20 protein-coding genes and 1 pseudogene are annotated in these 23,062 nt (G+C 67.0%); 10 read left to right on the forward strand and 11 right to left on the reverse strand.

Annotation, left to right across the window (positions count from 1 at the left end; genetic code table 11):
• Positions 1-36: 36 nt before the first annotated feature.
• From ACQPYH_RS42020 to ACQPYH_RS42030, 3 genes are all read right to left on the reverse strand, one after another.
• Positions 37-270 carry a hypothetical protein gene (locus ACQPYH_RS42020; protein WP_198681545.1) on the reverse strand — a complete coding sequence of 78 codons (234 nt, stop codon included), beginning with the start codon at positions 268-270 and terminating at the stop codon, positions 37-39.
• A 301-nt stretch (positions 271-571) separates the two neighbouring features.
• The gene (locus ACQPYH_RS42025; RefSeq protein ID WP_432883577.1) at positions 572-3,205 is read right to left on the reverse strand and encodes a hypothetical protein; all 2,634 of its coding nucleotides are present in this window, start codon (positions 3,203-3,205) and stop codon (positions 572-574) included.
• Between the two features lie 25 nt (positions 3,206-3,230).
• Positions 3,231-3,476 carry a hypothetical protein gene (locus ACQPYH_RS42030; RefSeq protein WP_432883580.1) on the reverse strand — a complete coding sequence of 82 codons (246 nt, stop codon included), beginning with the start codon at positions 3,474-3,476 and terminating at the stop codon, positions 3,231-3,233.
• Positions 3,477-3,584: 108 nt separating this feature from the next.
• Here ACQPYH_RS42030 and ACQPYH_RS42035 point away from each other — a divergent pair, with 108 nt between their 5' ends.
• On the forward strand, positions 3,585-4,991 hold the full coding sequence (locus ACQPYH_RS42035) for a glycoside hydrolase family 43 protein (RefSeq protein WP_432883583.1): 1,407 nt from the start codon (positions 3,585-3,587) through the stop codon (positions 4,989-4,991).
• Here the strand turns inward: ACQPYH_RS42035 and ACQPYH_RS42040 are convergent.
• The 4 genes from ACQPYH_RS42040 to ACQPYH_RS42055 all read right to left on the reverse strand — a co-directional run bounded on the left by ACQPYH_RS42040 (position 4,988) and on the right by ACQPYH_RS42055 (position 9,599).
• Positions 4,988-6,988, reverse strand: a complete 2,001-nt coding sequence (locus tag ACQPYH_RS42040; RefSeq protein WP_432883585.1) for a hypothetical protein — start codon at positions 6,986-6,988, stop codon at positions 4,988-4,990. The genes ACQPYH_RS42035 and ACQPYH_RS42040 overlap by 4 nt on opposite strands.
• A gap of 149 nt (positions 6,989-7,137) precedes the next feature.
• A complete protein-coding gene (locus ACQPYH_RS42045) occupies positions 7,138-7,893 on the reverse strand; it encodes a hypothetical protein (protein ID WP_432883588.1) in 756 nt (251 codons plus the stop codon).
• A 45-nt stretch (positions 7,894-7,938) separates the two neighbouring features.
• Positions 7,939-8,760 (reverse strand): carbohydrate ABC transporter permease, encoded by an 822-nt coding sequence (locus tag ACQPYH_RS42050; RefSeq protein WP_432883590.1) that lies wholly within the window; start codon positions 8,758-8,760, stop codon positions 7,939-7,941.
• Complete coding sequence (locus ACQPYH_RS42055) at positions 8,757-9,599, reverse strand: carbohydrate ABC transporter permease (protein WP_432883592.1); 843 nt, start codon at positions 9,597-9,599, stop codon at positions 8,757-8,759. The genes ACQPYH_RS42050 and ACQPYH_RS42055 overlap by 4 nt, the downstream gene beginning before the upstream one ends.
• A 200-nt stretch (positions 9,600-9,799) precedes the next feature.
• On the opposite strand from ACQPYH_RS42055, the gene ACQPYH_RS42060 reads away from it, so the two are divergent.
• Positions 9,800-10,996: an RNA-guided endonuclease InsQ/TnpB family protein gene (locus ACQPYH_RS42060; RefSeq protein WP_432883595.1), complete on the forward strand. Its 1,197-nt coding sequence runs from the start codon at positions 9,800-9,802 to the stop codon at positions 10,994-10,996.
• 32 nt (positions 10,997-11,028) lie between these two features.
• Here the strand turns inward: ACQPYH_RS42060 and ACQPYH_RS42065 are convergent, their stop codons facing one another.
• Positions 11,029-12,321, reverse strand: coding sequence for an ABC transporter substrate-binding protein (locus tag ACQPYH_RS42065; protein WP_432883598.1), 1,293 nt, complete (start codon positions 12,319-12,321; stop codon positions 11,029-11,031).
• 300 nt (positions 12,322-12,621) lie between these two features.
• On the opposite strand from ACQPYH_RS42065, the gene ACQPYH_RS42070 reads away from it, so the two are divergent.
• Positions 12,622-13,335 (forward strand): hypothetical protein, encoded by a 714-nt coding sequence (locus ACQPYH_RS42070; protein ID WP_432883600.1) that lies wholly within the window; start codon positions 12,622-12,624, stop codon positions 13,333-13,335.
• A 91-nt stretch (positions 13,336-13,426) separates the two neighbouring features.
• Positions 13,427-14,143 (forward strand): hypothetical protein, encoded by a 717-nt coding sequence (locus tag ACQPYH_RS42075; RefSeq protein WP_432883603.1) that lies wholly within the window; start codon positions 13,427-13,429, stop codon positions 14,141-14,143.
• Here ACQPYH_RS42075 and ACQPYH_RS42080 read toward each other — a convergent pair.
• Positions 14,140-14,883: an ArsR/SmtB family transcription factor gene (locus tag ACQPYH_RS42080; protein WP_432883605.1), complete on the reverse strand. Its 744-nt coding sequence runs from the start codon at positions 14,881-14,883 to the stop codon at positions 14,140-14,142. The genes ACQPYH_RS42075 and ACQPYH_RS42080 overlap by 4 nt on opposite strands.
• Before the next feature lie 57 nt (positions 14,884-14,940).
• Here ACQPYH_RS42080 and ACQPYH_RS42085 point away from each other — a divergent pair, with 57 nt between their 5' ends.
• Positions 14,941-16,083, forward strand: a complete 1,143-nt coding sequence (locus ACQPYH_RS42085) for an MFS transporter (protein ID WP_432883608.1) — start codon at positions 14,941-14,943, stop codon at positions 16,081-16,083.
• Positions 16,084-16,209: 126 nt separating this feature from the next.
• Here the strand turns inward: ACQPYH_RS42085 and ACQPYH_RS42090 are convergent, their stop codons facing one another.
• Positions 16,210-17,742 carry a serine/threonine-protein kinase gene (locus ACQPYH_RS42090; protein ID WP_432883610.1) on the reverse strand — a complete coding sequence of 511 codons (1,533 nt, stop codon included), beginning with the start codon at positions 17,740-17,742 and terminating at the stop codon, positions 16,210-16,212.
• A gap of 52 nt (positions 17,743-17,794) precedes the next feature.
• Here ACQPYH_RS42090 and ACQPYH_RS42095 point away from each other — a divergent pair, with 52 nt between their 5' ends.
• Both ACQPYH_RS42095 and ACQPYH_RS42100 read left to right on the forward strand, forming a co-directional pair.
• On the forward strand, positions 17,795-18,355 hold the full coding sequence (locus ACQPYH_RS42095; RefSeq protein WP_432883612.1) for an RNA polymerase sigma factor: 561 nt from the start codon (positions 17,795-17,797) through the stop codon (positions 18,353-18,355).
• A gap of 64 nt (positions 18,356-18,419) precedes the next feature.
• Positions 18,420-19,649, forward strand: coding sequence for an MFS transporter (locus ACQPYH_RS42100; RefSeq protein WP_432883615.1), 1,230 nt, complete (start codon positions 18,420-18,422; stop codon positions 19,647-19,649).
• Between the two features lie 81 nt (positions 19,650-19,730).
• On the opposite strand, the gene ACQPYH_RS42105 is transcribed toward ACQPYH_RS42100, so the two are convergent.
• Positions 19,731-20,978, reverse strand: coding sequence for an RNA-guided endonuclease InsQ/TnpB family protein (locus ACQPYH_RS42105; protein ID WP_432894635.1), 1,248 nt, complete (start codon positions 20,976-20,978; stop codon positions 19,731-19,733).
• Positions 20,979-20,982: 4 nt separating this feature from the next.
• Here ACQPYH_RS42105 and dhaK point away from each other — a divergent pair, with 4 nt between their 5' ends.
• From dhaK to dhaM, 3 genes and pseudogenes are all read left to right on the forward strand, one after another.
• Entirely contained in the window at positions 20,983-21,987 is a 1,005-nt protein-coding gene (gene dhaK, locus ACQPYH_RS42110) for a dihydroxyacetone kinase subunit DhaK (RefSeq protein WP_432883617.1), read from the forward strand.
• A 2-nt stretch (positions 21,988-21,989) separates the two neighbouring features.
• Positions 21,990-22,613 (forward strand): dihydroxyacetone kinase subunit DhaL, encoded by a 624-nt coding sequence (gene dhaL / locus ACQPYH_RS42115; RefSeq protein ID WP_432894638.1) that lies wholly within the window; start codon positions 21,990-21,992, stop codon positions 22,611-22,613.
• Positions 22,610-23,020: pseudogene (gene dhaM / locus ACQPYH_RS42120) on the forward strand (dihydroxyacetone kinase phosphoryl donor subunit DhaM); the annotation flags it as partial. The gene dhaL and the pseudogene dhaM, both read left to right, overlap by 4 nt.
• Between the last annotated feature and the right edge of the window lie 42 nt (positions 23,021-23,062).

The raw sequence follows: 23,062 nt of genomic DNA on the forward strand, positions 1-23,062 counted from the left end.
CGCAGCCGGTCGGCATGCGGGAGCCGGAGTTGACGATCAGGAGTGCATCAGCACCAGGGCCGGGTCGACCGTCGCGAGCTCGAGGCGGCCGGCGTCGACGGCGCCGTACGCGCCGATCGGGCCGCTGCTGCGGCGGCCGCTGCGGTTGGTCCAGAACCCCCAACCGGCCGGTGCGTCGGGCCAGGCCGGGTCCGGCTCCCAGCCCATCGGCGGGCGCCAGGTGTCACTCGGTGGTTCAGGCCAGTCAGGTGGAGCGTTGAACTTGTGCACGAGCGGTCCCTCCGGATTCCCCAGCGATCCGCTGATTCGCGAACTGCCTGACAGATCAACGAGCTGGCGCGCCGAATGTCACGGATAAATCTTCGTAAAGTTTCATCCGGCACACGGAGACCTATCTCACCACCAGAACCCCACCCCGGCAACCGTTCTCTCACTAGCCGGACTGCACGTGCATCCTCACCGGCATTAGTTGCCTCCTCCACAACCAACCCCCAGGTTGTCCACAGCAACCGTCCACATATCCACAACCAAACCCCGTTATCCACACCCCTTTCTGTGGACACACAGCGTGTCAGTGGCTGTACAGACGGGCGTGGGCTCGGGTGTGGTCGGTGAGGGATCGGGTCACGGAGTAGCCGAGGGAGCGGTAGGCCTCGAAGTCCCATTCGTCGTAGAACTGGTCGCCGGTGGTGCGGCGGGGGAAGTCGGTGTGTTCGACGGCGTACTGCTCGAGGTCCCAGTCGAGGTGGCCGGCGAGGACTGCTTTGACGAAGAAGACCTCGGTTTTGTAGGGCTTCTCCTCGCCGTCCTCTTGCGGGTGGGTGGCGATGCCGTAGGCCCAGGCGCGGTCGGCGCGGGGCTTGGTGCCGCGGACCATCGGGGACGGGTCGATGTCGACCTCGATGCCGTGATCCATCCGGGCGGTCGCGATCGCCTCGGCGAGGGCGGTGAAACGGTCCTCGACGTCGTTCGACGCGTCGATCACGATCACCTGCGCGGGCTTGCGGCGGAGCGCTTCGACCAGGCCGAGGTTGTCGTAGTGCCCGCCGTCGGTCACGTAGATCCGTCGCTCGTACATCGACGGCGAGCCGACCGCCTCGTGCAGCAACCGGTACGGTCCGGGCTTGTCGATCACGCTGCCGACGTACCGCCGTACCTTCGCGATGAACCCGTGGCGATCCGGGAACGCGGCCTCGGCGCGGTTGTTCCAGTACGGGTTCGGCAGCCAGACGCCCAATCGCGCATTGAGTACGGCGAGCAGCAACCGCACGGGTCTGGTCCGCGCGTTCACCCGACCGGTGAGCGGGCTGAACGCGGCCCCGCTGATCGCCATCGCGGCCGGCACCGTCACCTCACGCTTGAGTACGTCGGCCTCGCGCTCGTAGTCGTCCGTCACGCGACGTCCGCCGTCCGGCAGCGACCGGTCCCCCACGATCCCGATCTGCTCGGCGTCGAACACGAACGGCACACAGTCACGCTCCGTCGGCACGAAGTCTGGATCGTCGACGTTCGCGACCCCGGCGATGACCAGCTGCGGCCCGCCGTCGATCGGCTTCGCCCAGTCCGAGTACCGCAGCCGCAGGTGGTAGTCGAGCGCGACCGCGGCGCCGTTCTCCTGCCGCGTCACCAGGAACGCGCGCGACAACCGCTCCCGGTAGAACGAGTGCAGCGACGTCCGGTTCGCGTCGGTGAGCAGCTTGATGGCGAGCGCGATCGCGGCCAGGATCAGCGCGACGTTCCAGTCCTCCTGGTACGACGCGTCGGTCGCGTACCCGCCCGTCCAGCGAAGCAGAACGATGATCGCGGCAACCACAATGATCGCGCTGCCTGCCCACGGAGCGAGCTTGGTCCGCGCGAACACCAGCAGCTTCGCCCGCAGCCCGGTCGCGGCCTTGCTTTCGACCGTCAGCCCGTTCCACACCGACTTGCCGAGGCCGATCAGTACGACGACCAGCGCGCCGAACGACGCAACGCCCTGCTTCGTTGGGTCGACCAACGCCAAGAGCAATGACGGGAGATCGCCGGACCCTTCGGGGAGATTCCCCAGTAAATAAAGGCCTCCCGGCACGCCGAGCAGGAGGACGGCAACAGGTACGCCGTACTGCAGCGTGATGTTGCCGATCGTAGTAAGGATCGTCCGCACGATGTCCGGCATCCGCGCCCAGCGGTCCCAGACCTTCTCGATCAGGAACATCAGCGCACTGATCGCGAGCAGGAAGACGGACAGACCGACGAAGTACCAGGAGTCGTTCGGCCGCCAATCCACCTGCAGCCCTGGCGTGATCACCTTCTGGTCAGCGAGGAACCAGCCGAGCACCCATGCGATCGCGCGCAGCATGATGCCGATCAGCAGCAGATTCACGACCAGGCCGAACAGCACCGACAGCGCCGCGCGGAACATCGCCCGGCCGCCCGACAACAGGTACCGCGTCTGCCGGCGCAGGCGGGCCAGCTCGGGTGATCCAGGCGAGAACGGGTCAGCGCAGGTACGACGGAGTACATGAAAGGCGGCCGCCATGTAGCCGCCGCCGCTCACACCGATGACGGTCGACGCCTTGTCGTACAGCTCGCGCTCGCGCAGCAACTGCAGCGCGCCGAGACAGAACGAGGCGGATCGGATCCCGCCGCCGGAGCAAGTGACGATGAGCCGGCCGGCGTCCTTGTTGTCGCGCTTGGCCCGCCGGAACGTCGCGGGCGGCGTCGGCTCGACGCCGTACCACTTCTGCTGGCCGAAGCGGCTCGTCGCGAGCAGGCAGACCGCGAGGATCAGTACGCCGACCAGGAAGACTGCTCGCATCAGCCAGGTCAGCCATCCGGTGGACAGATCAGCGCAGGGACCGGATCCGAAGTCGCTCCAGAGCCGGATGTCCTCGACGATGTCGAGTGCGGCGGCGGTCAGGACGAGCCAGGAGCCGACGGCCGCGATCTGCTTCCAGGACTGGCGATTGAGGAACTTGACGTACTTGTAGGCCCGGTACGCCGCGTAGACGTAGGCCATGATGAACGTCGCGTCGACGAGGAGCGACAGCCGCCCGGGCGCCGCGCAACCGAGGGGCGCACCGGTCGCCTGGCCGACCGCCGAGCGCATCGGGACCTGCACGATCGCGAGGATGATCGCGAGCTGGAGGGTGCTGGTGAAGGTCCGGCGCCGGCCGACCTGCTCGATCGTCGCGTCGCCTCTGGTGCCGTCCGATTCACCGAGCATCGGCCTATGATGCCCGGTCGGGGGATCAAGCGGCGATGGTCTCGCTGATCCGGGACGGAAGCGTGCCGGTGGCAACGGCGTGGTCGAGTGCGGCGAGCTGGGAGCAGGCGAGCGCGATCGCCTCGGCCTGGGTGTGGCAGCCGTCGGCGTACCAGAACGGGTCGTCCGGCTGACGATCATCCGCGTCGTCGATGTCGGCGTACCAGCAGTCGTGCCGGTAGTGCACGACCCGCACCTTGAGCTTCATGTGCGGTGAGACGCCAGATCTCACCCACAGGTTCCTCTCGATCCCTGTTTGAAGGGTTTACAACGATGGTAAATCCGTCGTACGACTGTTCATCCAGGTGTTGGTCCGCCCCCAGCCCGGAAGGTGTCCGTCATGAGGTTCGTCCGCCCCGTCCTCTGCACACTGCTCGCCGTACTCCTGACCGGCTCGGTCGGGGCGAACGCTCCCGCCGTCGAGAGGAACGCGGTGTCGTCGCAAACCTTCCGGAATCCGGTGAATCCGTCCGCGGATCCGTCGCTGATGTTCTACAACGGCAAGTACTACGTCGCGACCACCCGCGGCGACCGGATCGGGATCTGGTCGTCACCCAGTCTCGCCACGTTGCTCGTGCAACCGGAGCAAGTGGTGTGGCGGGATTCGGACACCACCCGCAACACGCAGATGTGGGCGCCGGCGTTCCGCCACGTCGGCGGCCGTTGGTACATCTACTACACGGCCTCGGACGGCGTCGACGCCAACCACCGGATGTATGTCCTCGAGTCCGCCGGCGACGACCCGCTCGGCCCGTACTCCTTCAAGGCCAAGATCGCAGACTTTGGCGAGTACGCGATCGACGGCGAGCCGATCACGGTCAACGGCCAGCAATACTTCGTCTGGACCGGCCCTGGCCGTGGTCAGGGCGGACCGGCCCAGCTGTACATCGTCCGGATAAGCAACCCGTGGACGTCTGTCGGTGACCGGGTTGCCATCCCGGCGGACGGCGGCTGTTCGGAGGTCCGCGAAGGACCGACACCGCTGTACGGCGCGACCCGTACGTTCCTGACCTACTCGACGTGCGACACCGGCAAGCCGGACTACCAGCTGTGGATGAAGAGCATCGCGAACGGCGCCGACCCGATGGTCGCGTCGAACTGGGTCCAGCACGCCGGCCCGATCTTCTCCCGCAACGACGAGACCGGCGTCTGGGGTCCGGGCCACCACTCGTTCTTCAAGTCACCGGACGGCACCGAGGACTGGATCGCCTACCACGGCAAGAACACCAGCGTGTATACGTATTCATTCCGCACCACCCGAGTCCAGAAGATCACCTGGAACGCCGACGGCACGCCGAACCTCGGCCGGCCGCTCGCCGCCGGCGCCACGCAGAACCTGCCGTCCGGCGACCCCGGCTCGTCGAACTACTGGATCAACGACACCGACAGCACGGTCGAGTACGCCGGGAACTGGAGCTCGGGATCCGGCTGCGGCAACCAGTGCTTCTGGGGCAACGACCACTGGAGCGGCGAGACCAACGCGACCGCCACGATCCACTTCACCGGCACACGCGCCGCACTGCTCAGCGTCGCCGACACCGGCAACGGGATCGCCGCGATCTCCGTCGACGGCGGCCCCGAGCAACGCATCGACTACTACAGCTCGATCCGCGTCGGCGAGCAACTGATGTACATCAGCCCGACCCTCGCCGCCGGCCCCCACACCCTGAAGGTACGAGTCACCGGCGACAAGAACCCAGCATCGACCAGCGCAGTCATCAGCCTCGACCGCATCGAGGTGTATTAGGTGCGGCGTACCGCGAGCCCGTCGACCTGGTAGATCTGGCCGGACGTCCGCGTGGTCAGCAGGACGGAGCCGGTCAGGAAGGTCGCCGGCACCGGCAGAGGGATGATCGCCTGGTACTCGGTCGTGGCTTTGTACAGGTTCACGGCACCGACGTACTTGCCGTTGTAGTAGACGTTCAGTCCGCCGCAGGTGACGCACTTCGTCGCGATGAGGAACAACCGCTTGGCCTGGACGCTGCGCGAGACGGAGATGCCCTTCGCGGTCGTCGCGGTCGCGGTGCCCAGGTAGTACGCGCGGTTGGAAGCCCGGACCCATCCCTTGGCGGCGCCCATCAGCCGGTCGTCCGACGGCCGGGAGAAGCACTTGTCGGCAGTCCAGGCCGAGAGGTTGCCCGCGACGTCACGTGCCCGGACGGAGATGCAGTACTCGTAGCCCGCCGCAAGACCGATCGCCACCGACGTGGCCGTCGTACCGGACTTCACCGAGGCGTAGGCACCGAAGTTCCCGGCTGTGGACGCGATCCGCCAGCGGACGTCGTACGACGCAACGCCGGTGTTGTCCGATCCGGCGTACGTGACCGTGGCAGTGGCGGCCTTCGTGACGTCGTACGTCGGCCCGGTGATGCGGGCTGTCGGGGCGGTGGAATCGACGGTCAGCCAGCGGACGGCTTCAGTACCCCGCCCGATCTCTCCAGCCCGGACCCGCAACGTGTGGACACCGGCCGCGACACCGGCCTTCTGGAAGGGCGATGTGCACGGCTCGGTCTTCACGCCGTCGAACTCACAGTAGACGTCGGGCGAGACCAGTCCGGTGGTGTCGAAAGGCACCGACAGGTTCGGTCCGACGATCGCCGCGGTCGGTGTGATCGTGACGCGCGGTCCCTGCCAGACGGCCGACTCAACCGTCTCTCCGGCCGGCGGGACGAACAGCTCCCCGTTCACGTACGGCCGTCCGTCGTTCACCGGGATCTGCTGGAGGGTGCTGCTCTCGGTGTCGGTCCGGCGGGCGACGAGCAAGAGGGCGGAGTTCGCCCAGCTGATCGAGTCCCCACCCGTGCCGTACGGGTAGGCCGGTACGGGACTACCGCCGGCGACCGGGATCACGTTCACCGAGGTGTTCTTGAAGTAGGCGATCCAGAGACCGTTCGGTGACGCGACCGGGTGCTGTGCCAGCTCGGTACCGGCGTACGTGGTCAGGACCGCACCGCCGACCTTGGCCTGGATGCGTTGCAGCTTGCCCGTCACCTGGTCCTTGACGATCAGCGTCTGGTTGTCTGGCAGCCACGACGGGGCGGCCAGGTTGCATCCGACCCGGATCGGCGTGCCGCCGGTAGCCCCGACGACCTCGACACAGGATGTGCCGCTCTGTTCGCGTTCGAAGGCGATCCGGGTACCGTCCGGCGACCAGGACTTCTCGGTGATCCCGCTCGAGCCGTCGAGGATCTTGACCGGCTGCGCGTGCGGGACGACCGCCGGGACCGTCCACAGGCTGGTCTGCCCCTGCGAGAAGACGACCTGGCGTCCGTCGGCCGACGCCGCGATGGCCTTGTCGACCTGCTGCGTCGGACCGGACGTGGCGAGCGGGATGACCTGGGTCGCCCCCTGGACGGCGATCTGGCCGAGGAACGTGCGGCTGACGCCGTCGTTCGTCACGGTGTGAGCGACGGTGATCGCATCGGTCGGCGCGGCGAACCGTGCTCCTGGCACGGTGTCGGCCGGGCCGGGAATGCTGGCCGGTCCCTCACCGTCGGCGTCCACCGCGGCCACCGAGTACGTCGCACCCGGGAGTCGCTCGGTGTCCTGCCAGTTCAGCTTGGTCGGCGGCACTGAGTACGTGGACTCGGTCCCGTTCACGCTGCGGTGAACGACGAAGCCGGTGAGGCCGGTCCCTTCGTCGGCCGGCAGGCTCCAGGCCAGGTCGATGCCGGTGAAAGTGCCCTTCACCCGCACACCGGCCGGCACCGAGGGAACGGCCGCAGCCTGTTCGCCCGATGCCATGGCCGGAGCCGCCGTGGTCAGAGTCAGTGCCGACAGAGCCATTGGCGCGGCGAAACGCAGCAGGACGTTACGCAAAGGAACCCCCAGAGTCAGAATGGGCGAACCGATGCGCCCCGCTGTTGTATCGAGGCATGCACCCCGGTGTTACATCACACGAATGTCTTGACGATCGTGCGGCCGTTGATGAGCAGGAAATGCCCGTCGTTCCGGATCTGTACGACGGTCCCGGCGCGGCGGGCGTCGTACCCCCAGGTCTCGTCGCCGTCGCGGTTGAGAGTGCCGAAGCGGCCGCTGCTGTCGATGTAGGCCCTGGACTCGGGCCATCCGGTCTTGCCGGTGCTCCACAGCACGGTCTTGCCGTTCTTCAGGAACACCAGGTTGCCCGTCGTCAGCAGTTGCAGCGTGTAGACATGGTTGGTCGAGTACATCGTCACGTCACGCCCGATGCTGTCCGGCGCACGCAGGAGTGCGTTGGGCATCAGCGTCCCGATCACCATGTGCCGGTTCCAGACTGCCTTGTTGCGGGTGTTGTAGATGCCGAGCAGACCGGTGTTCGGCAACACGAGCTTCGCCTGCGGGCTGGCGGCGCCCATCGCCCAGATCGTGGTCCGGCCGTAGATCACCCGCATGACGCCGTCCGTGCCCATCACGAGCACGGCTCCCGGCCGGTAGGTGTTGGTCATCCACAGCGGGTCCCCAGTGCCGCGCTGGAGCAGCGTCACGTTGCCGTTGCGCTGCATCGTCAGCGTGTACACACCGCTGGCCGATTTGATGGATTGCAAGGCCAGCAGCTTCTGGCCTGGCAACAGTGTGTCCTTGACCGCCGCCTCGGCCGGAGCCGCAACCACGGCCCCGCCCAGCAGCGCCCCGACGGCCAACAGCCCGGCCAATAACCGACGTACCATTTCGCCTCCCCCTTCGTGAAAGGACAGTGTCCTGTACGAAGGAGGTCAGCCCTTCAGGCCGGACGCGAACCCGCGAATGACATAGCGCTGCAGGATCAAGAACAGCAGCAGGATCGGGAGAGCAGCGAGAATCAACCCGGCGGCGACCAGCCCGTAGTTCGACGTGTACTGGTTGACGAAGGCGAACACCCGCACCGGGACGGTCTCGTGCCCGGAGCCGCCCAAATACAGCAACGGCGTGAAGAAGTCGTTCCAGATCTGTACGGCGTTCAGGATCAGGACTGTCCCGGTGATCGGCCGGAGCAGCGGGAAGATCACGTGTGCGAAGGCCTGCAGATGCGATGCGCCGTCGATCAGCGCGGCGTTGGTGTAGTCCGCCGGGAGCGACCGGATGAATCCCGTGTACAGGAAGACCGTGAACGGTAGCTGGATCCCTGTGTAGAAGATGATCATGCCCTGGTACGTCCCGAGCAGACCGGCATTGTCGACGAGTTGGTACAGCGGGATCATCCCCAGCTGGAACGGCAGGATGATGCCGACCAGGAACAGGATGTAGAGGCTGTAACTCAGGCGCGTCGCCGTACGGGCCAGGAAGTACGCCGCCAGCGAGCCGAAGGCGATCAGCAGCACGACACTGACCGCGGTGATCAACGTGCTGTTCAGCAAGGCCGAGCTGAGGTCGGCCGACCTCCACGCCTCGCCGAAGCTCCCCACGCTCGGCGGGGACGGCAGCGACAACGGCCGGTTCGCGATCTGCTGCGGATCCTTGAACGCGAGCGTCACCAGTACGTACACCGGGAACAGGAACCCGATCGCGACCGCGATCATCACCAGCTCCAGCAGGAACGTGCGCGGGCGATACCTCATGCCGCCGTCTCCCTCGACCTCAAGTACCCGATCTGCAGGAACGACACGGCCGCGACGAAGATCGCCAAGACCAGCGCGACCGCGGTGCTGTAGCCGAACTTCCCGAACACGAACGCCTGCTTGTACAACACCGTCGACAGCGTGTCCGTCGCGTACCCGGGCCCGCCGTTCGTCATCGCGATGATCTGGGTGAACAACGTCAGCCCGCCCACCGTCGACAGCATCACGTTGATCGTCACGGCCGGCGCCAGCAGCGGCCATGTGATGTGCCGGAAGCGCGCCACCGTACCGGCGCCGTCGACCATCGCCGACTCGTGCAGCTCCGCCGGCACGCCTTCAAGCCCGGCCAGGAAGATCACCATCGAGTACCCGGCGCACTGCCAGATCACCGTGAACGCGACCGACCACAACGCCAGCGACGGATTCCCCAACCAGTCCTGCCGCAATCCGCCGAGACCGACGGCTCCGAGCGCCGCGTTCAGCCCGGCGTCCGGCGCCGGGTTGTAAACGAACTTCCACAGGAACGAGACCATCACCGGACTCACCACGACCGGCGCGAAGAACACCAGCCGCAACGCCATCCGGCTCTTGATCCCGGTGTGTACGCCGAGCGCCAGCAGCAGCCCGATCCCGTTCTGTACAACGACGATCGCGACCGTCAGCAGCAACGTGTTGCGCAACGCCCCCAGCGCCTGGCTGTCATGCGCGAGCTGTTTGAAGTTGTCGATCCCGACGAAGGTCTTGGCGTTCCCGATCCCGGACCAGTCCGTGAACGCCGATCCCGCACCCGCGATGCTCGGATACAGGACCACAACGGCATACACCAGAACCGCCGGCACCGCGAACCACCACGGCGGGGCAATGCTGCCCCTGCGCCGTCCCGCCCGCAGAGCATTCGCCCGTACTGAATCAGGTGTTGGAGCCGTAACTGTTGTCATCGGACCGGTCGCGGAGTCCTGCAAATCAGGGTGGGAGCGCGCCACGACTGCCTCCTTCCAAGAACTCGGGACTGTCGGTTCGAGCTGATTGAGTGAAGGGCATGTCGCGATTCCGGATGTACCCGACCTCCGCACAGCGAGACTCGCTGCTGCAACAGTGCGGGCATACGCGCTTCGTCTGGAACCTTGCCCTCGAGCAGTGGTTGATGTGGACGCGAGACAAAGTCCTGACACCTGGGTACGTCGAACAGGCGCGGCAACTGACCGAGGCACGAGCCGCGTTCACCTGGCTGAGTGAAGGATCCCAGACCGTGCAGCAGCAAGCTCTGCGAGACTTCGACCAGGCCACCAAGAACTTCTACAGGGGCACACACCGGCGACCCACCTGGCGCAAGGCCGGCCTGCACGAGGGACTTCGTGTCGTCGGCGCCCAGGCCCGGCGATTGGTCAAGCTGAATCGCAAGTGGGCGGCGGTCAACGTGCCAAAGGTCGGCTGGGTGCAGTTCCGCTTGTCCCGCGCAGTACCTGAAGCGAAGTCGTACCGCATTAACCGCGACCGATCCGGCCGTTGGCACATCGCGTTCGCAGCAATCCCGACGCCGATGCCAGCACCCGACACGGGTAGCGTCGTCGGTGTCGACCGTGGGGTGACAGTCTCGGCAGCGTTGAGCACTGGAGAGCTTCTGACCTGCCCTGGCTTGTCGAAGGCCGAGTGTGTACGGATGAAGCACTTGCAACTCCGCCTGGCCCGCTGTCGACGAGGTTCCGGCCGCCGCGCGCGGGTGAAGGCAGCAATCGCCAGGCTGCACGCCCGGGCGGCAGACCGTCGCAAGGATTGGGTGGAGAAGACCAGCACGGACCTTGCGCGGCGATTCGACCGTATTCGGGTCGAGGACCTGCGCATCGTCCAGATGACCAAACGCCCAAAACCCAGGACTGATCCCGAACAGCCAGGTAGGTATCAGCCGAACCGCCGTCGCGCCAAAGCAGGACTGAACCGCGGCATTCTTAGCAGCGGCTGGGGGCTCCTCGTACGTCGTCTGGAGGACAAGGCACCGGGCCGAGTCGAGCGCGTCCGGCCCGCGTACACATCTCAGACCTGCAGCGACTGCGGGCACCGCGCGCCGGAGAACCGCAAGAACCAAGCGGTCTTCTGCTGCGTGGCCTGCGGACATGAGGCGAACGCAGACGCAAACGCAGCACGCAACATCGCGGCCGGACGGGCCGTCAGTGCACGCCGAGAGACGCCCGTACAGGTCTCCCTGAAGCGTGAACCTCAACTCGCTACCTCCAGGTAGTCGTTGGAATCCCCATCGTTTCGGGGAGGACGTCAAGCTTTCTTCCGGTAGGCCTCGTCCATTTTTTTCAGGGCGGCGTCGACGGTTGTCTTGCCGCCGAGGAGCTCCTGTACGACGGCGAAGTGCGTTGGCTGTACTTCGGCGTTCGGCCAGCGCTGGTCCATGAACGGGACCGCCTTGTTCGCCTTCAGCGCCGGCAGGAACAGCGTCAGCGCCGGGTCGACCTTCGCATCGCCGTACAGCGGGACGCAGGAGACGGCCTCGGCCCAGGTGTTGAGGTTCTCCTGCTGGCCGCAGTAGTCGAGGAACGACTTGGCCTGGTCGGTCTTCTTGCTCTTCGCGCTGATGGCGATCCCGACCACCACACCGGCGGGAATCCAGTTGTCAGCGGCAACATCCGTGGCCGGGAACGGGAACATCGACAGGTCGTCCGGCGTCTGCGACGCGGCCCGGAACGCCCCCAGTACGGCGGACACCTGGACCGCCATCGCGGCCTTGCCGGTGGCAACCATCGAGGTCGCCTGCTCGTACGTCGTGCCGTTCGGGTTGTCGTTGAAGAAGCCCTTCTTCTGCAGCTCGAGGTACTTGTTCATCGCGTCGACCCAGCCGGAGTCCGCGAACGAGGCCTGGCCGGCGAGCATCTTGTCGTCGAAGTCGGGCGTCTTGGCGTAGACCGTGCCCGGGACCAGCGCGTACGGGATCAGCTGGGTGATCCACGGCGTCTGCGCGCCGAGCGCGATCGGGACGATGCCCTTCGCCTTCAGCTTCTCGCAGACCGACAGCAGCTCCGACCACGTGGTCGGCGGCTCGACGCCCGCGGTCGCGAACGCCTTCTTGTTGTAGATCGCGCCGAGCATGCTCGAGCCGGGCGAGTAGATGTAGGTCTTGCCGTCGCTCTGGAAGGCGCCCTTGAAGCCGTCGGGAATCTTCTGCGTCCAGGACTGGCTGCTGAGGTCGGCGAGCAGTCCGGCCTTGGCCAGCTGGGCCATCGACATCGCGCTGCCGTTGCCGGGGTACACGACATGTACGTCGGGTGCGTTGCCGCCGCCGAGCTGGGTCCGGAGCGCGGTCTGCACCTGGTCGGCCGGCGCGAACGAGAGGTTGAAGTCGAAGCCGGAGTGCGACGACTTGTACGTGTCGAGCAGCTTCCGCAGACCGGCCTCCTGGTCGCCGACGCCGATCACCTTGAGCGTGCCGCCGGACGACGACGAGCTGCTGCCGCCTCCGCCGCAGGCCGCCAGGGTGCCGACCGCAGTGGCGGCGACGGAGGCACCGCCGATCAGCTGCAGGAGACGCCGTCGGCTGACGGACTGATCGAGTGCCATGGGTCCTCCTGAGCGCCGGAGATACCGGCGAAGAGTGTGAAGTAACCGCAGGATCGTGTTACTTTCGTCACCGGGACGCTACGTATGGCCTGGGAGGGTGTCAAGTCCTCGTTGAAAGGATTCAGTCAGGAGCGGTGTGAAAAGGTCTCCGCCGCGGTTTTGGGCTCGTGCCCGTCTCTCCTGAGAAGATGGCGCCGTGCCCGTGACCGCCTCCCCACATCCGGCCGGTACGCCGTACCTCGTACTGCTGCCCGGCGGTCCCGTCATGTCCACGCAGTCGACCTGTGGACCGGTGCAAGCGTGAGACGAGTCCTCCTGGCCGGCCTCCTGCTGCTGGCTCTGGCGCTTGGCGTCGGCGGTGGGTACTACACGGGCGACCGCCTGGACGCCCCAGAACCAACCGCCTCCGGCACCGCGGGCCCCTTGGGCACAGTGTCGGAGTCCCCGTCACCGACCCCGACAGAGCCGCCCCTGCCGGTGAAGACCCCGGTCCCGAACAACCTCGAGCCCCTCGAACCGGGCTTCGACTACACCAGCCGCAGCTTCACGGTCACCCCGCAGGACCAGCCGTCCGTCCAACTCTCGATCGAGATCCCCCAGGGCTGGAAGCAGACCCGCGACCCGAAGCGGCCGCAAGAGGTGAAGTACCTGGACGACCAGAAGGAGCGAGGCGTCCGGGTCGAGGCGGTCGAGCCGGTCGACACGACCCCTGCGGCCGCGATGGCCCAGCTCATCGTCGACCTGAAGAAGAGCCAGCCGCCGGAGAACGACGTACAGATCGTCAGCCACACCACCGACCAGATCCAGGGCGAGGACGGTGATCCCCGGCCGGTCGCGACGCTGATCTACACCTTTATCCCGGGCGATACGCTCCGCTACGTGATCGTGCGCTGGATCGCGATCGACGGCCAGTTGACGAATGTCGAGATGAGCATCACCGGCATTCCCGAGGACGCCGCCGCCCTGGACGAGGTTCTGCAGCGGACCTCGACGTCGGTCCACGAGGTCGGCTGAGCGCTTTTCACGGAATTGTTACCTCGGGACATGCAACCTGAGAGTGCACTCAGGTGTCTTCTGTTGAGTAGGGACTGGGGAAGGTGGGGGCGTGAAGAGGACGATGTCGCGGCGCGCGCTGCTCGGCGCCGGCCTGCTCACGCTGGCCGGAGTCGGTGGCGTCGGCGGGTACGGCGTCGGTCTTTTCCTTACCGAAGAGCCCAGCCTGGCCGGTACTGCGGCACCGCTGCCGATGGCAGTCACTTCGGGGCCGTCGGCGACACCGAGTACACCGGCCCCGCCGCCGAAGAAGATCGTCCCCGATGACACCGAGGCGCTGGACAAGGACAACCTGGAGTACAGGGTCCGTGAATTCACCGCGACCAGCGTGGTGCGGTCGGATGTCCGCCTCAAGGTGCCGAGGGACTGGGGATTCACGCAACCCGATCCCCCGAAGATCGGCCGCTACACCGACCCGACCTCCAAGCGCTGGATACGGATCGAGGCCGGGTTCACCATCCGCCGGCCACCCGCCGAATCTATGGCGCAGAGGCTCACGGACCTCGCCACGGTGCCGGCCACTCAGATGCTCTCGATCAAATCCCATACCGTGGATCCGGACACCAAGGAAGCAACGCTGGTCTACACCTACGTGCCGGAGAACTCGCTCCGCTACGTGATCATCCGGTGGGTCGCCAACGGCGAGGGTCTGTGCACGTTCGAGATTGCGGTCACCGGACTACCTCAGGACCAGGAAGCGATGGAAGACATCCTGGACCACGCGGCCAACTCGGCTACTCGGGACGACTCGCCGATCCGCCCCTCCTAGCCTCCGAGCAGTCCGGCGAGCGACTGATGTCCGGCGTCGGTAAGGTCGACGGCTCGTTGGTTGGGGCGGCGGTGGAGCCAGTTGTTGGCGAGGAAGCTGTCGACGACGGATGCTCCTAGTCGGCCCGACAGGTGGTGGCGTTGTTCGCTCCAGTCGACGCAGAACCTCAGGAGTTGGCGGCGGGACGGCTGGTTGTCGAGGGCGACGCCCAGTTCGCCGAATACCTCGGTGGCGTTGGGGCCCAAGGCATACGGGCCATCCGGGAGTTGGGCGGCCAGTGGGTCGTCAGGACGGCGGTCCGCGCCGGTGCCGCCGTCGGTGCGGGTCAGGGCTTCCCGGCGTACCAGACCGTCCAGCAGGGCGACGCCGAGGCGACCGGCCAAGTGGTCGTAGCAGGTGCGGGCTTCGCGGAGTGCTGCGGCGCGGGTGCTCTGACGGAGCGACTTGATCGGCTGGGGTTTGGCCAAGCGGGCCAGGGCTTCTATGGCCGCAGCCACTTCCGGTCCGGACAGCTTGTAGTACCGATGTCTCCCGGACTGCTCGACGGCGACCATTCCGCCGTCCAGCAGCTTGCGCAGGTGACCGCTGACGGTTTGCGGTGACACACCGGCCTCTGAGGCCAGCAAGGAGGCAGGCAGCGCGCGGCCGTCCGCCAACGCCATCAGGACCTTCGCCCGCGCAGGCTCGGCCATCAGGCCGGCGGCGCGAGCCACATCGGCATCTCCGCTCATGTACTCCATGCTCACACCGTCATACTTCGGCGCAACCCGAAGTGTTTCGGTGAGAACTTGGGAAGCATGCTTCTCGCGTTGCTGTGTATCGGAATCTTCCTCGTCCAGCTCGACGTGACCGTGGTCAACGTCGCGCTGCCGACGATCCGGACCGGCCTCGACACCAGCGCATCCGGGCAGCAGTGGGTCGTGAGCGGCTACATGATCGCGCTGGCCGGGTTGCTGCTCGTCTGCGGAGCGCTGGGCGACCGCATCGGCCACCGCCGTACGGTGCTTGCCGGGCTGACGGTCTTCGGATGCGCGTCCCTGATGTGCGGCATCGCGCCGAACATCGAGCTCCTGGTCGCAGCACGCGCACTCCAGGGCGTCGGCGCCGCGCTGCTCCTGCCAAGCACGCTGGCCGTCATCACCGATCAGTACGTCGACAGCGCCGCAAGGGCCCGCGCCGTTGGGATCTGGGCCGGTGCGGGCGCACTCGCGTTGGTCGCCGGGCCGATCCTCGGAGGCGTACTGGTCAGCGGATTCGGCTGGCGGGCGGTGTTCCTGATCAATCTGCCGATCATCGCGTTGGTGCTGCCAATGGCTTGGCGGATGGTGCCGCGACGCCGTACGGCTCGAAGTGAGGCACACGTCCGGCTGCGCATCGGCTCGGCGTTCGTCGGCGCCAACGTGGTCTCCGGCCTGATGAATCTGGTTGGTCTAGGCACGCTGCTCGCTCTGACCCTTTATTTACAAGAGCATCTGGACCAATCCGCGCTTCGTGCCGGACTTGAACTGCTGCCTGTTCTGCTGCCGCTGGCCGTCCTCGGACCGGTGTCGGGCCGCATCACCGCTCGGTACGGCTCTCGGCTCCCGATGTCGTTCGGCCTTGCTCTCGGGGCTATCGGCTCGTTCTGTCTACTGGTCGTCCACCCGGACAGCCGTTACGGCGCGGTCATTCCCGTCGAGGTCTGCCTGGGCATCGGCATGGGTTTGCTGACGGCCGCAGTGGTGCACGCGGCCATCGCAGCACTGCCCCCGGATCGCGCTGGCCTGGCCAGTGGCGTCAACAACACCGCGCGGCAGGCCGTCGGCGCAGCGGGCGTAGCGCTCTACAGCGCGGTCCTGAGCCACTCCGCGACCTTCACCGCAGGTCTCCACACCCTTGCCTGGGTAGGCGGCACCCTGTGGGTGGTTGCGCTCGGCATCACTTGGCTGACAGTCGATTAGTCGACCGGCCAGATGGTGCGGAAGATCGTGGAACGCAGCCGATAGAACGTACGACGAGCAGACTGCATCAGCGCCGGCGACGGCCGCAGCCGTTCGGTCGGAAAACGCATGGGGACTTCCTAGGCGCTAGTACTTCACCGAATTGGCGATCTCGGCAGCCCGGGCGGCATCTGGCGTGATCACCTGGACGAGCAGCGAGCCGCCGTCCCCGCGATCGACGACCCGTTCGAACAGGACCATATCCGCCCCGGCGCATCCACTGGAAATCCGGTCCGTGGTCGGCTGGTCATTGAACGTGCCCGGATAGGTCGGGCCGGGCTTGCACCCGAGCGCCGTGTTGTCCGGAAGAGCGAGCTTCGAGCCCGCGACGCCGATGAACACGCCCGGTGTCGTCGCGGACCAGTCCGAGTCCCGGCTGACCCGGAACGCGGGCGTCCGAGCCTTGCTACCAGGAGCCAGCCAATCGGTCTGGGCCATCGACTTCGCCCAGGACCGCGGCACCGTCACCTGGAACTGTCCTTGCGAGACGACGATCGCCTTGCGGCTGGACAGATACCACTGCCCGGCGTACCCCGCGCCGCCGCCGACCACCAGCGCGAGCAGGGCGGCGACGACCCACCGGCCGCGTTTCCGCTTCCGCTTGGGCGGTGGCTCGAGCTTCTCGGTGGTTTCTTCTGGTACGGCGGGTGCCTCAACCGCGACGGTCTCTGCGTCCGCCGACGGCTCGTCGAGTTTCACGATCGTCAGCTGGTTCTCGTCGCTCAGCGCGGTCTTCGCACCCAGGTGGTCCGTGTCCACGGCAATCACTTCGCGGATCGACAGCGGGAAGTCGTGCGTGGTCTCGTCGAGCCCGCCCACGAGCTCCCGCGTGAACGACTGGACGTCCGGCCAGCGCTTCTCCCGGTCCGGGTCCAGCGCGCGGACGATCGCGGCGTCGACCTGGTCGGGCAGCTCGAACCCGAGCGAGCTCGGCGGCGGCGCCACCTCGACCCGGCTGGCCGCGCCGAGCCCGTCGACCTGATGCGGGGACCGCCCGGTCAGAGCGGCGTACGCGACCGCGCCCAGCGAGTACTGGTCGGCGCGCTGGTCCAACCGCTCCCCCAACGCCTGCTCGGGAGCGACGTACGACGGGGTGCCGCCGGGCATCGTGATCCTCGACACCTCGTCGAGCGCCTTGCCCAGGCCGAGGTCGGACAGGACGGCCCGCTCGCCGTCGTCCGTACTGCGGAAGAGAACGTTCGCGGGTTTCACGTCGCGGTGCAGCAGACCGCGGCGGTGCAGGGCCTGCAGGCCGCGGCCGACCTGGACCACCACGTCGACGGCCTCGGTCAGCGGGAGGGGCTTCTTCTTCAAGCGGTCGGCCAGCGTGCCGCGATCGGCGTACGTCAGCACCAGAAAGGGGCGGCCGTCCTCCAGCTCGCCCACGTCGTGCACCTGGACGACATGCTCGGACTCGACCCGGCGCAGGAACCGGCCCTCCTCGAGGAACCGGTGGCGGACCGAGTCGTCGTGCCCCCAGTTGTCCGCGAGCACCTTGATCGCCACTTCGGCATCCAGTTGCTCATCGTGAGCAAGCCATACCGTAGCGAAACCGCCTGAGCCCAGGCGTCGGCGCACGACGTAACGCCCGAGTCTGGTTGGGACCCCCATACAGGGCATTATGGAGTACTGGAGTGTCCCGTGCCGGGGCCGATCGAGAGCAAAGGCGCAGATGAGCGAGAGCACCAGCCCGACCGACGACCTCGCAACCCTCGCGGAGCAGGCGCAGGCGGGCGACAAGAACGCGATGGACGACCTGCTGCGGCAGGTCTATCCCCGCGTCCTGCGGATCTGCCGGAGCGTCCTGCCGTACTCGGCCGACGCCGAGGACGCCGCCCAGGAAGCGCTCCTGAACATCGCCACCAAGATCAACACGTACTCCGGCCGCAGCAGCTTCTCCACCTGGGTCCACTCCGTCGCGGCCAACTCGGCGCGCTCGACGTACCGCAAGCTGAAGCGCACCGCCCAGGCCGCGCACAACCCGGAGCAGATGGAGAAGCCGGACCCCCGCACCACCAGCGTGATCGCCGGCACCCGTCTGGACCTCCTGGAGGCGCTGGAGACCCTGGAGCGCGACCGGCCCCAGATGGTCACTCCCCTGGTACTGCGCGACGTCTACGGCCTGTCCTACGAGGAGATCGCCGCCGAGGTCGGCGCACCGCTGGGCACGGTCAAGTCCCGCATCCACGACGCCCGCGAGGTCGTCCGCCCGCTCCTGCGCCCGAAGGACTGAATTGCATCAACGTGCAATGCATCAGGCCGGATAACTGACCTGACGCCCGCATACCCTCCGAGTTATGTCCGCCCGGGGGTTATTGCACAACGGTGACTATCTCAAGCTGCTGACCGGCCAAACGATCAGCTCCATCGGCTCCGCGATGAGCTCGTTCGTCTTCACCCTGCTCGGTCTGGCCATCACCGGCTCCCCCGTCCAGGCAGGCCTCGTCGGTACGGCGTACGCGCTCGGCGCAACGCTGGCGGCGCTGCCCGCGGGTGCGCTGGCCGACCGGTGGAGCCGGCGCCGGATCCTGATCGGCTACAGCTTCGTCGGCGCCGTCCTGTTCGGTTCGGTGGCCGTCGCCGGCTGGCTCGGCCACCTGACCCTGCCGCACCTGATGGCCGTCAGCCTCCTCAACGGCGCCGGGTTCGCCATGTTCATGCCCGCCGAATCCGCAGCGCTCCGGCAGATCGTCGAACCGGAGGACATCAGCACCGCCCTCGCCGCCGCGCACGGCCGGCAGAACATCGCCGGCCTGGCCGGGGCCCCGCTCGGCGGCCTGCTCTACGCGATCGGGCGAGTCGTCCCGGTAGCCATCGACGCGCTGTCGTACCTGGTGATGGCGATCCTGCTCATGACGATCCGCCATCCGCTGCCCGCCGCGAAGCCGGACAACGAGGCGCACGAGCCGATGCTCAAGGCGATCCGCTCCGGGCTGACCTGGCTGTTCCGGCAGCCGTCGCTGCGGACGATCGCAGTGGTCGGCACGATCCTCAACTTCGCCGCGAACGGCACCATCCTGGTCCTCATCCTGAGCATGCAGCAGCACGGCGTACGACCGTCGGTCATCGGGTTGCTGGAGACCGCGATGGGGATCGGCGGGCTGGCCGGCGCGATCGCGTCGCCGAAACTGCTGGCCAGGTTCACCACCGGCCGGATCACGGTCGTCGCCGGCTGGATCGTCACGATCACCTTCACCGCGACCGCCGCCAGCACGCATCCCGTCGTACTGATCGCGCTGCCTGCCTTCGCGATGTTCCTGCTGCCGGCGCTGAACTCGGGCCTGTTCGGCTACCAGATGCTGATCACGCCTGACAACCTCCAGGGCCGGACGCAGAGCGCGGTGATGTTCCTTTCCAACCTGACGATGCCGTTGGCGCCGTTCCTCGGTGGTCTGTTCCTGCAGACCCTCGGCGCGCGGACCGCCCTGCTGGTCTTCGGCGGCATCCTCGTGGTCGGCTCCGTACTGCTCACAGTCAGCCGCTCGATCCGGTCCATCCCGTTGCTCTCCGAGGTCGAGGCTGTCTGATCGGGGGCTCCCGTTCTGGGCGGGCGTGTGCTCAGATGGGGACTTGACGTCCTCCTCGGCCTGGTGGCGGGGGATTTCAACCTACGCAACCAACGGAGGTGCGTGTTGAGGTTCACGCTTCTCAGAGACGGATGCTGCGGTCTCTCCGCGTGCGTTCACGGCCCGTCCGGCCGCGATGTTACGTGCGATGTTGATGGCTGCGTTCACGTCGGCGTTGGCCTCGTACCGGCAGGCGATGCACCGGAACACCGCTTGGTTCTCGCGGTTTTCCGATGCAACATACCCACACGCACTGCAGGTCTGCGAGGTGTACGCGGGATGAACTTTCACGACTCGGCCCATCGCTTTGTGCTCCAGCCGCCGGACGAGGCTGCCCCAGCCTTGGGCGAGGATTCCACGGTTGAGTCCGGCCTTCTGCCGAACGTTGCGGCCCGGTGCGTCGCGGGTGCCCCGCGCCGACTTGGTCATGTTACGGATCCGCAGGTCTTCGACACCGACCACGTCGAACCGTCGGGCGAGGTCGGTGCTGGTGTGCTCGACCCAGTTCTTCCGCCGGTCGCTCTCCCGGGCCTTGAGTCGTGCGATCGCGGCCCGGATCTTCCCGCGCCGGTTGCTGCCCCGCTCGGCTCTGGCGAGCTTGCGTTGCAGATGCTTGACACGCTGCTGTTCCTGCCTCGAGAGGCCGGGGCAAGACAACAGTTCCCCGGTCGACAGGGCCGCGGACACGGCGACTCCACGATCCACACCCACCACCTCACCGGTACCTGGTGCCTGGATGGGTTCGGGGACGACCGCAAACGCGACGTGCCAACGCCCCGCCCGATCACAGGTGACGCGGTACGACTTCGCGTCCGGCAGTTTCCTGGACAACCTGAACTTGACCCAGCCGACCTTCGGCACCAGCACCCGGCCCCAGTTCCGGTTCAGCTTCTCCACCCGGAGGGCCTGGGACCCAACGACACTGAACCCCTCATGCACCCGTTCGCGGCGCCACGTCGGTCGACGATGGGTTCCTGCGTAGAAGTTGCGCCACGCCTGGTCGAGATCCCGCAGCGCCTGCTGCTGCACAGTCTGCGACCCAGCCCTCAGCCACGCCTCCACCGCGCGAGCCTCGGTAAGTTGCGCCGCCTGCGCCACGTAGCCCGGGGCAGAGGGTGGGCCGTATCGCCACATCAACCGCTGCTCCAGCCCCAGATTCCACACGTACCGCGAATGCCTGCAGTGCTCCAGCAAACCAGACCGCTGAGCTGGGGTAGGTGCAAGGCGGTAGCGGGACACGACACATACCCAAACAGACTGCACCGACAGTTTTGGATGAAGGGAGGCCATTGCGATGAAGAAGCTCATCAACGACCCAGGTGATGTTGTGAGTGAGGCGCTGCGGGGGATGGCGGCAGCGCATCCGGATCGGTTGCGGGTGGATCTGGAGAACCGGATCGTCTACCGCAAGGACGCGCCGAGGCCGGGCAAGGTGGGGCTCATTTCCGGCGGCGGGTCGGGGCACGAGCCGATGCACGGCGGATTCGTCGGGCTCGGGATGCTGGACGCGGCGTGTGCGGGTGAGGTGTTCACCTCGCCGGTGCCGGACCACATGATGGCGGCGACGAAGGCGGTCGACGCGGGCGCCGGCGTGCTGCACATCGTGAAGAACTACACCGGCGACGTGATGAACTTCGAGATGGCCGCCGAGCTCGCCGCGGCCGACGCCGGCACCGAGGTGCAGTCGGTCGTGACCAACGACGACGTCGCCGTCCAGGACAGCCTCTACACGGCCGGTCGCCGTGGCGTCGGTGTCACCGTGCTGCTGGAGAAGATCGTCGGCGCGGCTGCCGAGGAGGGCCAACCGCTGGCTCAGGTCGCGGATCTCGCCCGCCGGGTGAACGACAACGGCCGCAGCATGGGGATGGCGCTCACGTCGTGCACGGTCCCGGCCGCTGGCAAGCCGACGTTCGACCTGGCCGACAACGAGATGGAGGTCGGTATCGGCATCCACGGCGAGCCCGGCCGCCAACGGTTGCCGTTGGCACCGGCCAAGGACATCGCCGCCATGCTGGTCGACCCGGTGGTCAGCGATCTCCCTTACCAGCAAGGCGATTCGGTCATTGCTTTCGTCAACGGCATGGGCGGCACGCCGTTGCTCGAGCTATACCTGATGTACAACGAGGTGGCCCAACTACTCGACCGCGCCGGCATCACCGTCGCCCGCTCGCTGGTCGGCAACTACATCACCTCGCTGGAGATGGCCGGCTGCTCGGTCACGCTGTTGAAGGTGGACGACGAACTGGTACGCCTCTGGGACGCGCCAGTGAACACCCCCGGCCTACGCTGGGGCGCGTGAGCATGGGAGTCGATGCCTTCGTCAACTGGTTGCGGGATGCCGCGGGTGTGCTGCACGAGAACGCGGCGTACCTGACCGAGTTGGATTCGGCGATCGGGGACGCGGATCACGGCGCGAACATGGATCGCGGGTTTCAGGCGATCGTCGCGGTGCTGGACGAGACGTCGTTCGACAGCGCCGATGAGCTGTTGAAGAAGGCCGGGATGACGCTGGTCAGCAAGGTCGGCGGGGCGAGTGGGCCGTTGTACGGCACGTTCTTCCTGCGGTTCGGGACCGCGCTGGCCGGGGTCTCGCCGATCAGCGCCGAGGCAGTCGGCAAGGCGCTGCATGCCGGTGTCGAGGGTGTGCTTGCCCGCGGCAAGGCGGAGCTCGGCGACAAGACGATGTACGACGCCTGGGCGCCCGCGCTGCAGGCGTACGACGCAGCGGTTGCAGGTGGATCGGAGGTCGGTCCGGCAATGACTGCGGCAGCGGAGGCGGCGGCGAAGGGGCGGGATGCGACGGTGCCGTTGGTCGCGCGGAAGGGTCGTGCGAGCTACCTGGGCGAGCGGAGCGCGGGGCATCAGGATCCGGGAGCAACGAGTACGACGCTGATTCTGGAGTCTGCGGCCCGAACGCTCACATGATCGGCATCGTCGTGGTGTCGCACAGCCGCGCCTTGGCTGAGGCGGCGGTCGGGCTTGCGTCGGAGATGGTTGCCGAGGACAAGCGCCCGGTGATCGCGGTCGCGGCCGGTTTGGACGCGACGACGTTCGGGACGGATGCGATGGCGGTGTCGGAGGCGCTGGCTGCTGCGGACAGCCCGGACGGGGTGCTGGTGCTGTTGGACCTGGGTAGTGCCGTGCTGAGTGCGGAGATGGCGCTCGAGTTCGTGGATCCGCCCGTTGCGGAGCACGTCCGGCTGAGCAGTGCTCCGTTGGTGGAGGGGTTGGTCGCCGCGGTCGTGACTGCTTCCACTGGTGCATCCCTCGATGCTGTGGTTGCCGAGGCGGAGCGCGGTCTGGTCGGCAAGCAGGACCACCTCGGAGACGCTGTGGCCGTCGACGCTGCTCCTGCTGCGGACGCTGACCAGAGC

The organism is Kribbella sp. CA-245084 (assembly GCF_050942355.1).
Lineage (GTDB): Bacteria > Actinomycetota > Actinomycetes > Propionibacteriales > Kribbellaceae > Kribbella.

Bases quoted from the DNA above. Each gene is read 5' to 3' on its own strand.
- ACQPYH_RS42060 (WP_432883595.1), top strand. From the start codon at position 9,800: ATGTCGCGATTCCGGATGTACCCGACCTCCGCACAGCGAGACTCGCTG.
- ACQPYH_RS42105 (WP_432894635.1), bottom strand. From the start codon at position 20,978: ATGGCCTCCCTTCATCCAAAACTGTCGGTGCAGTCTGTTTGGGTATGT.
- ACQPYH_RS42100 (WP_432883615.1), top strand. From the start codon at position 18,420: ATGTCCGCCCGGGGGTTATTGCACAACGGTGACTATCTCAAGCTGCTG.
- ACQPYH_RS42025 (WP_432883577.1), bottom strand. From the start codon at position 3,205: ATGCTCGGTGAATCGGACGGCACCAGAGGCGACGCGACGATCGAGCAG.
- dhaL (WP_432894638.1), top strand. From the start codon at position 21,990: ATGGGAGTCGATGCCTTCGTCAACTGGTTGCGGGATGCCGCGGGTGTG.
- dhaK (WP_432883617.1), top strand. From the start codon at position 20,983: ATGAAGAAGCTCATCAACGACCCAGGTGATGTTGTGAGTGAGGCGCTG.
- ACQPYH_RS42085 (WP_432883608.1), top strand. From the start codon at position 14,941: ATGCTTCTCGCGTTGCTGTGTATCGGAATCTTCCTCGTCCAGCTCGAC.
- ACQPYH_RS42045 (WP_432883588.1), bottom strand. From the start codon at position 7,893: ATGGTACGTCGGTTATTGGCCGGGCTGTTGGCCGTCGGGGCGCTGCTG.
- ACQPYH_RS42065 (WP_432883598.1), bottom strand. From the start codon at position 12,321: ATGGCACTCGATCAGTCCGTCAGCCGACGGCGTCTCCTGCAGCTGATC.
- ACQPYH_RS42095 (WP_432883612.1), top strand. From the start codon at position 17,795: ATGAGCGAGAGCACCAGCCCGACCGACGACCTCGCAACCCTCGCGGAG.
- ACQPYH_RS42080 (WP_432883605.1), bottom strand. From the start codon at position 14,883: ATGGAGTACATGAGCGGAGATGCCGATGTGGCTCGCGCCGCCGGCCTG.
- ACQPYH_RS42090 (WP_432883610.1), bottom strand. From the start codon at position 17,742: ATGCCCTGTATGGGGGTCCCAACCAGACTCGGGCGTTACGTCGTGCGC.
- ACQPYH_RS42050 (WP_432883590.1), bottom strand. From the start codon at position 8,760: ATGAGGTATCGCCCGCGCACGTTCCTGCTGGAGCTGGTGATGATCGCG.
- ACQPYH_RS42035 (WP_432883583.1), top strand. From the start codon at position 3,585: ATGAGGTTCGTCCGCCCCGTCCTCTGCACACTGCTCGCCGTACTCCTG.
- ACQPYH_RS42040 (WP_432883585.1), bottom strand. From the start codon at position 6,988: ATGGCATCGGGCGAACAGGCTGCGGCCGTTCCCTCGGTGCCGGCCGGT.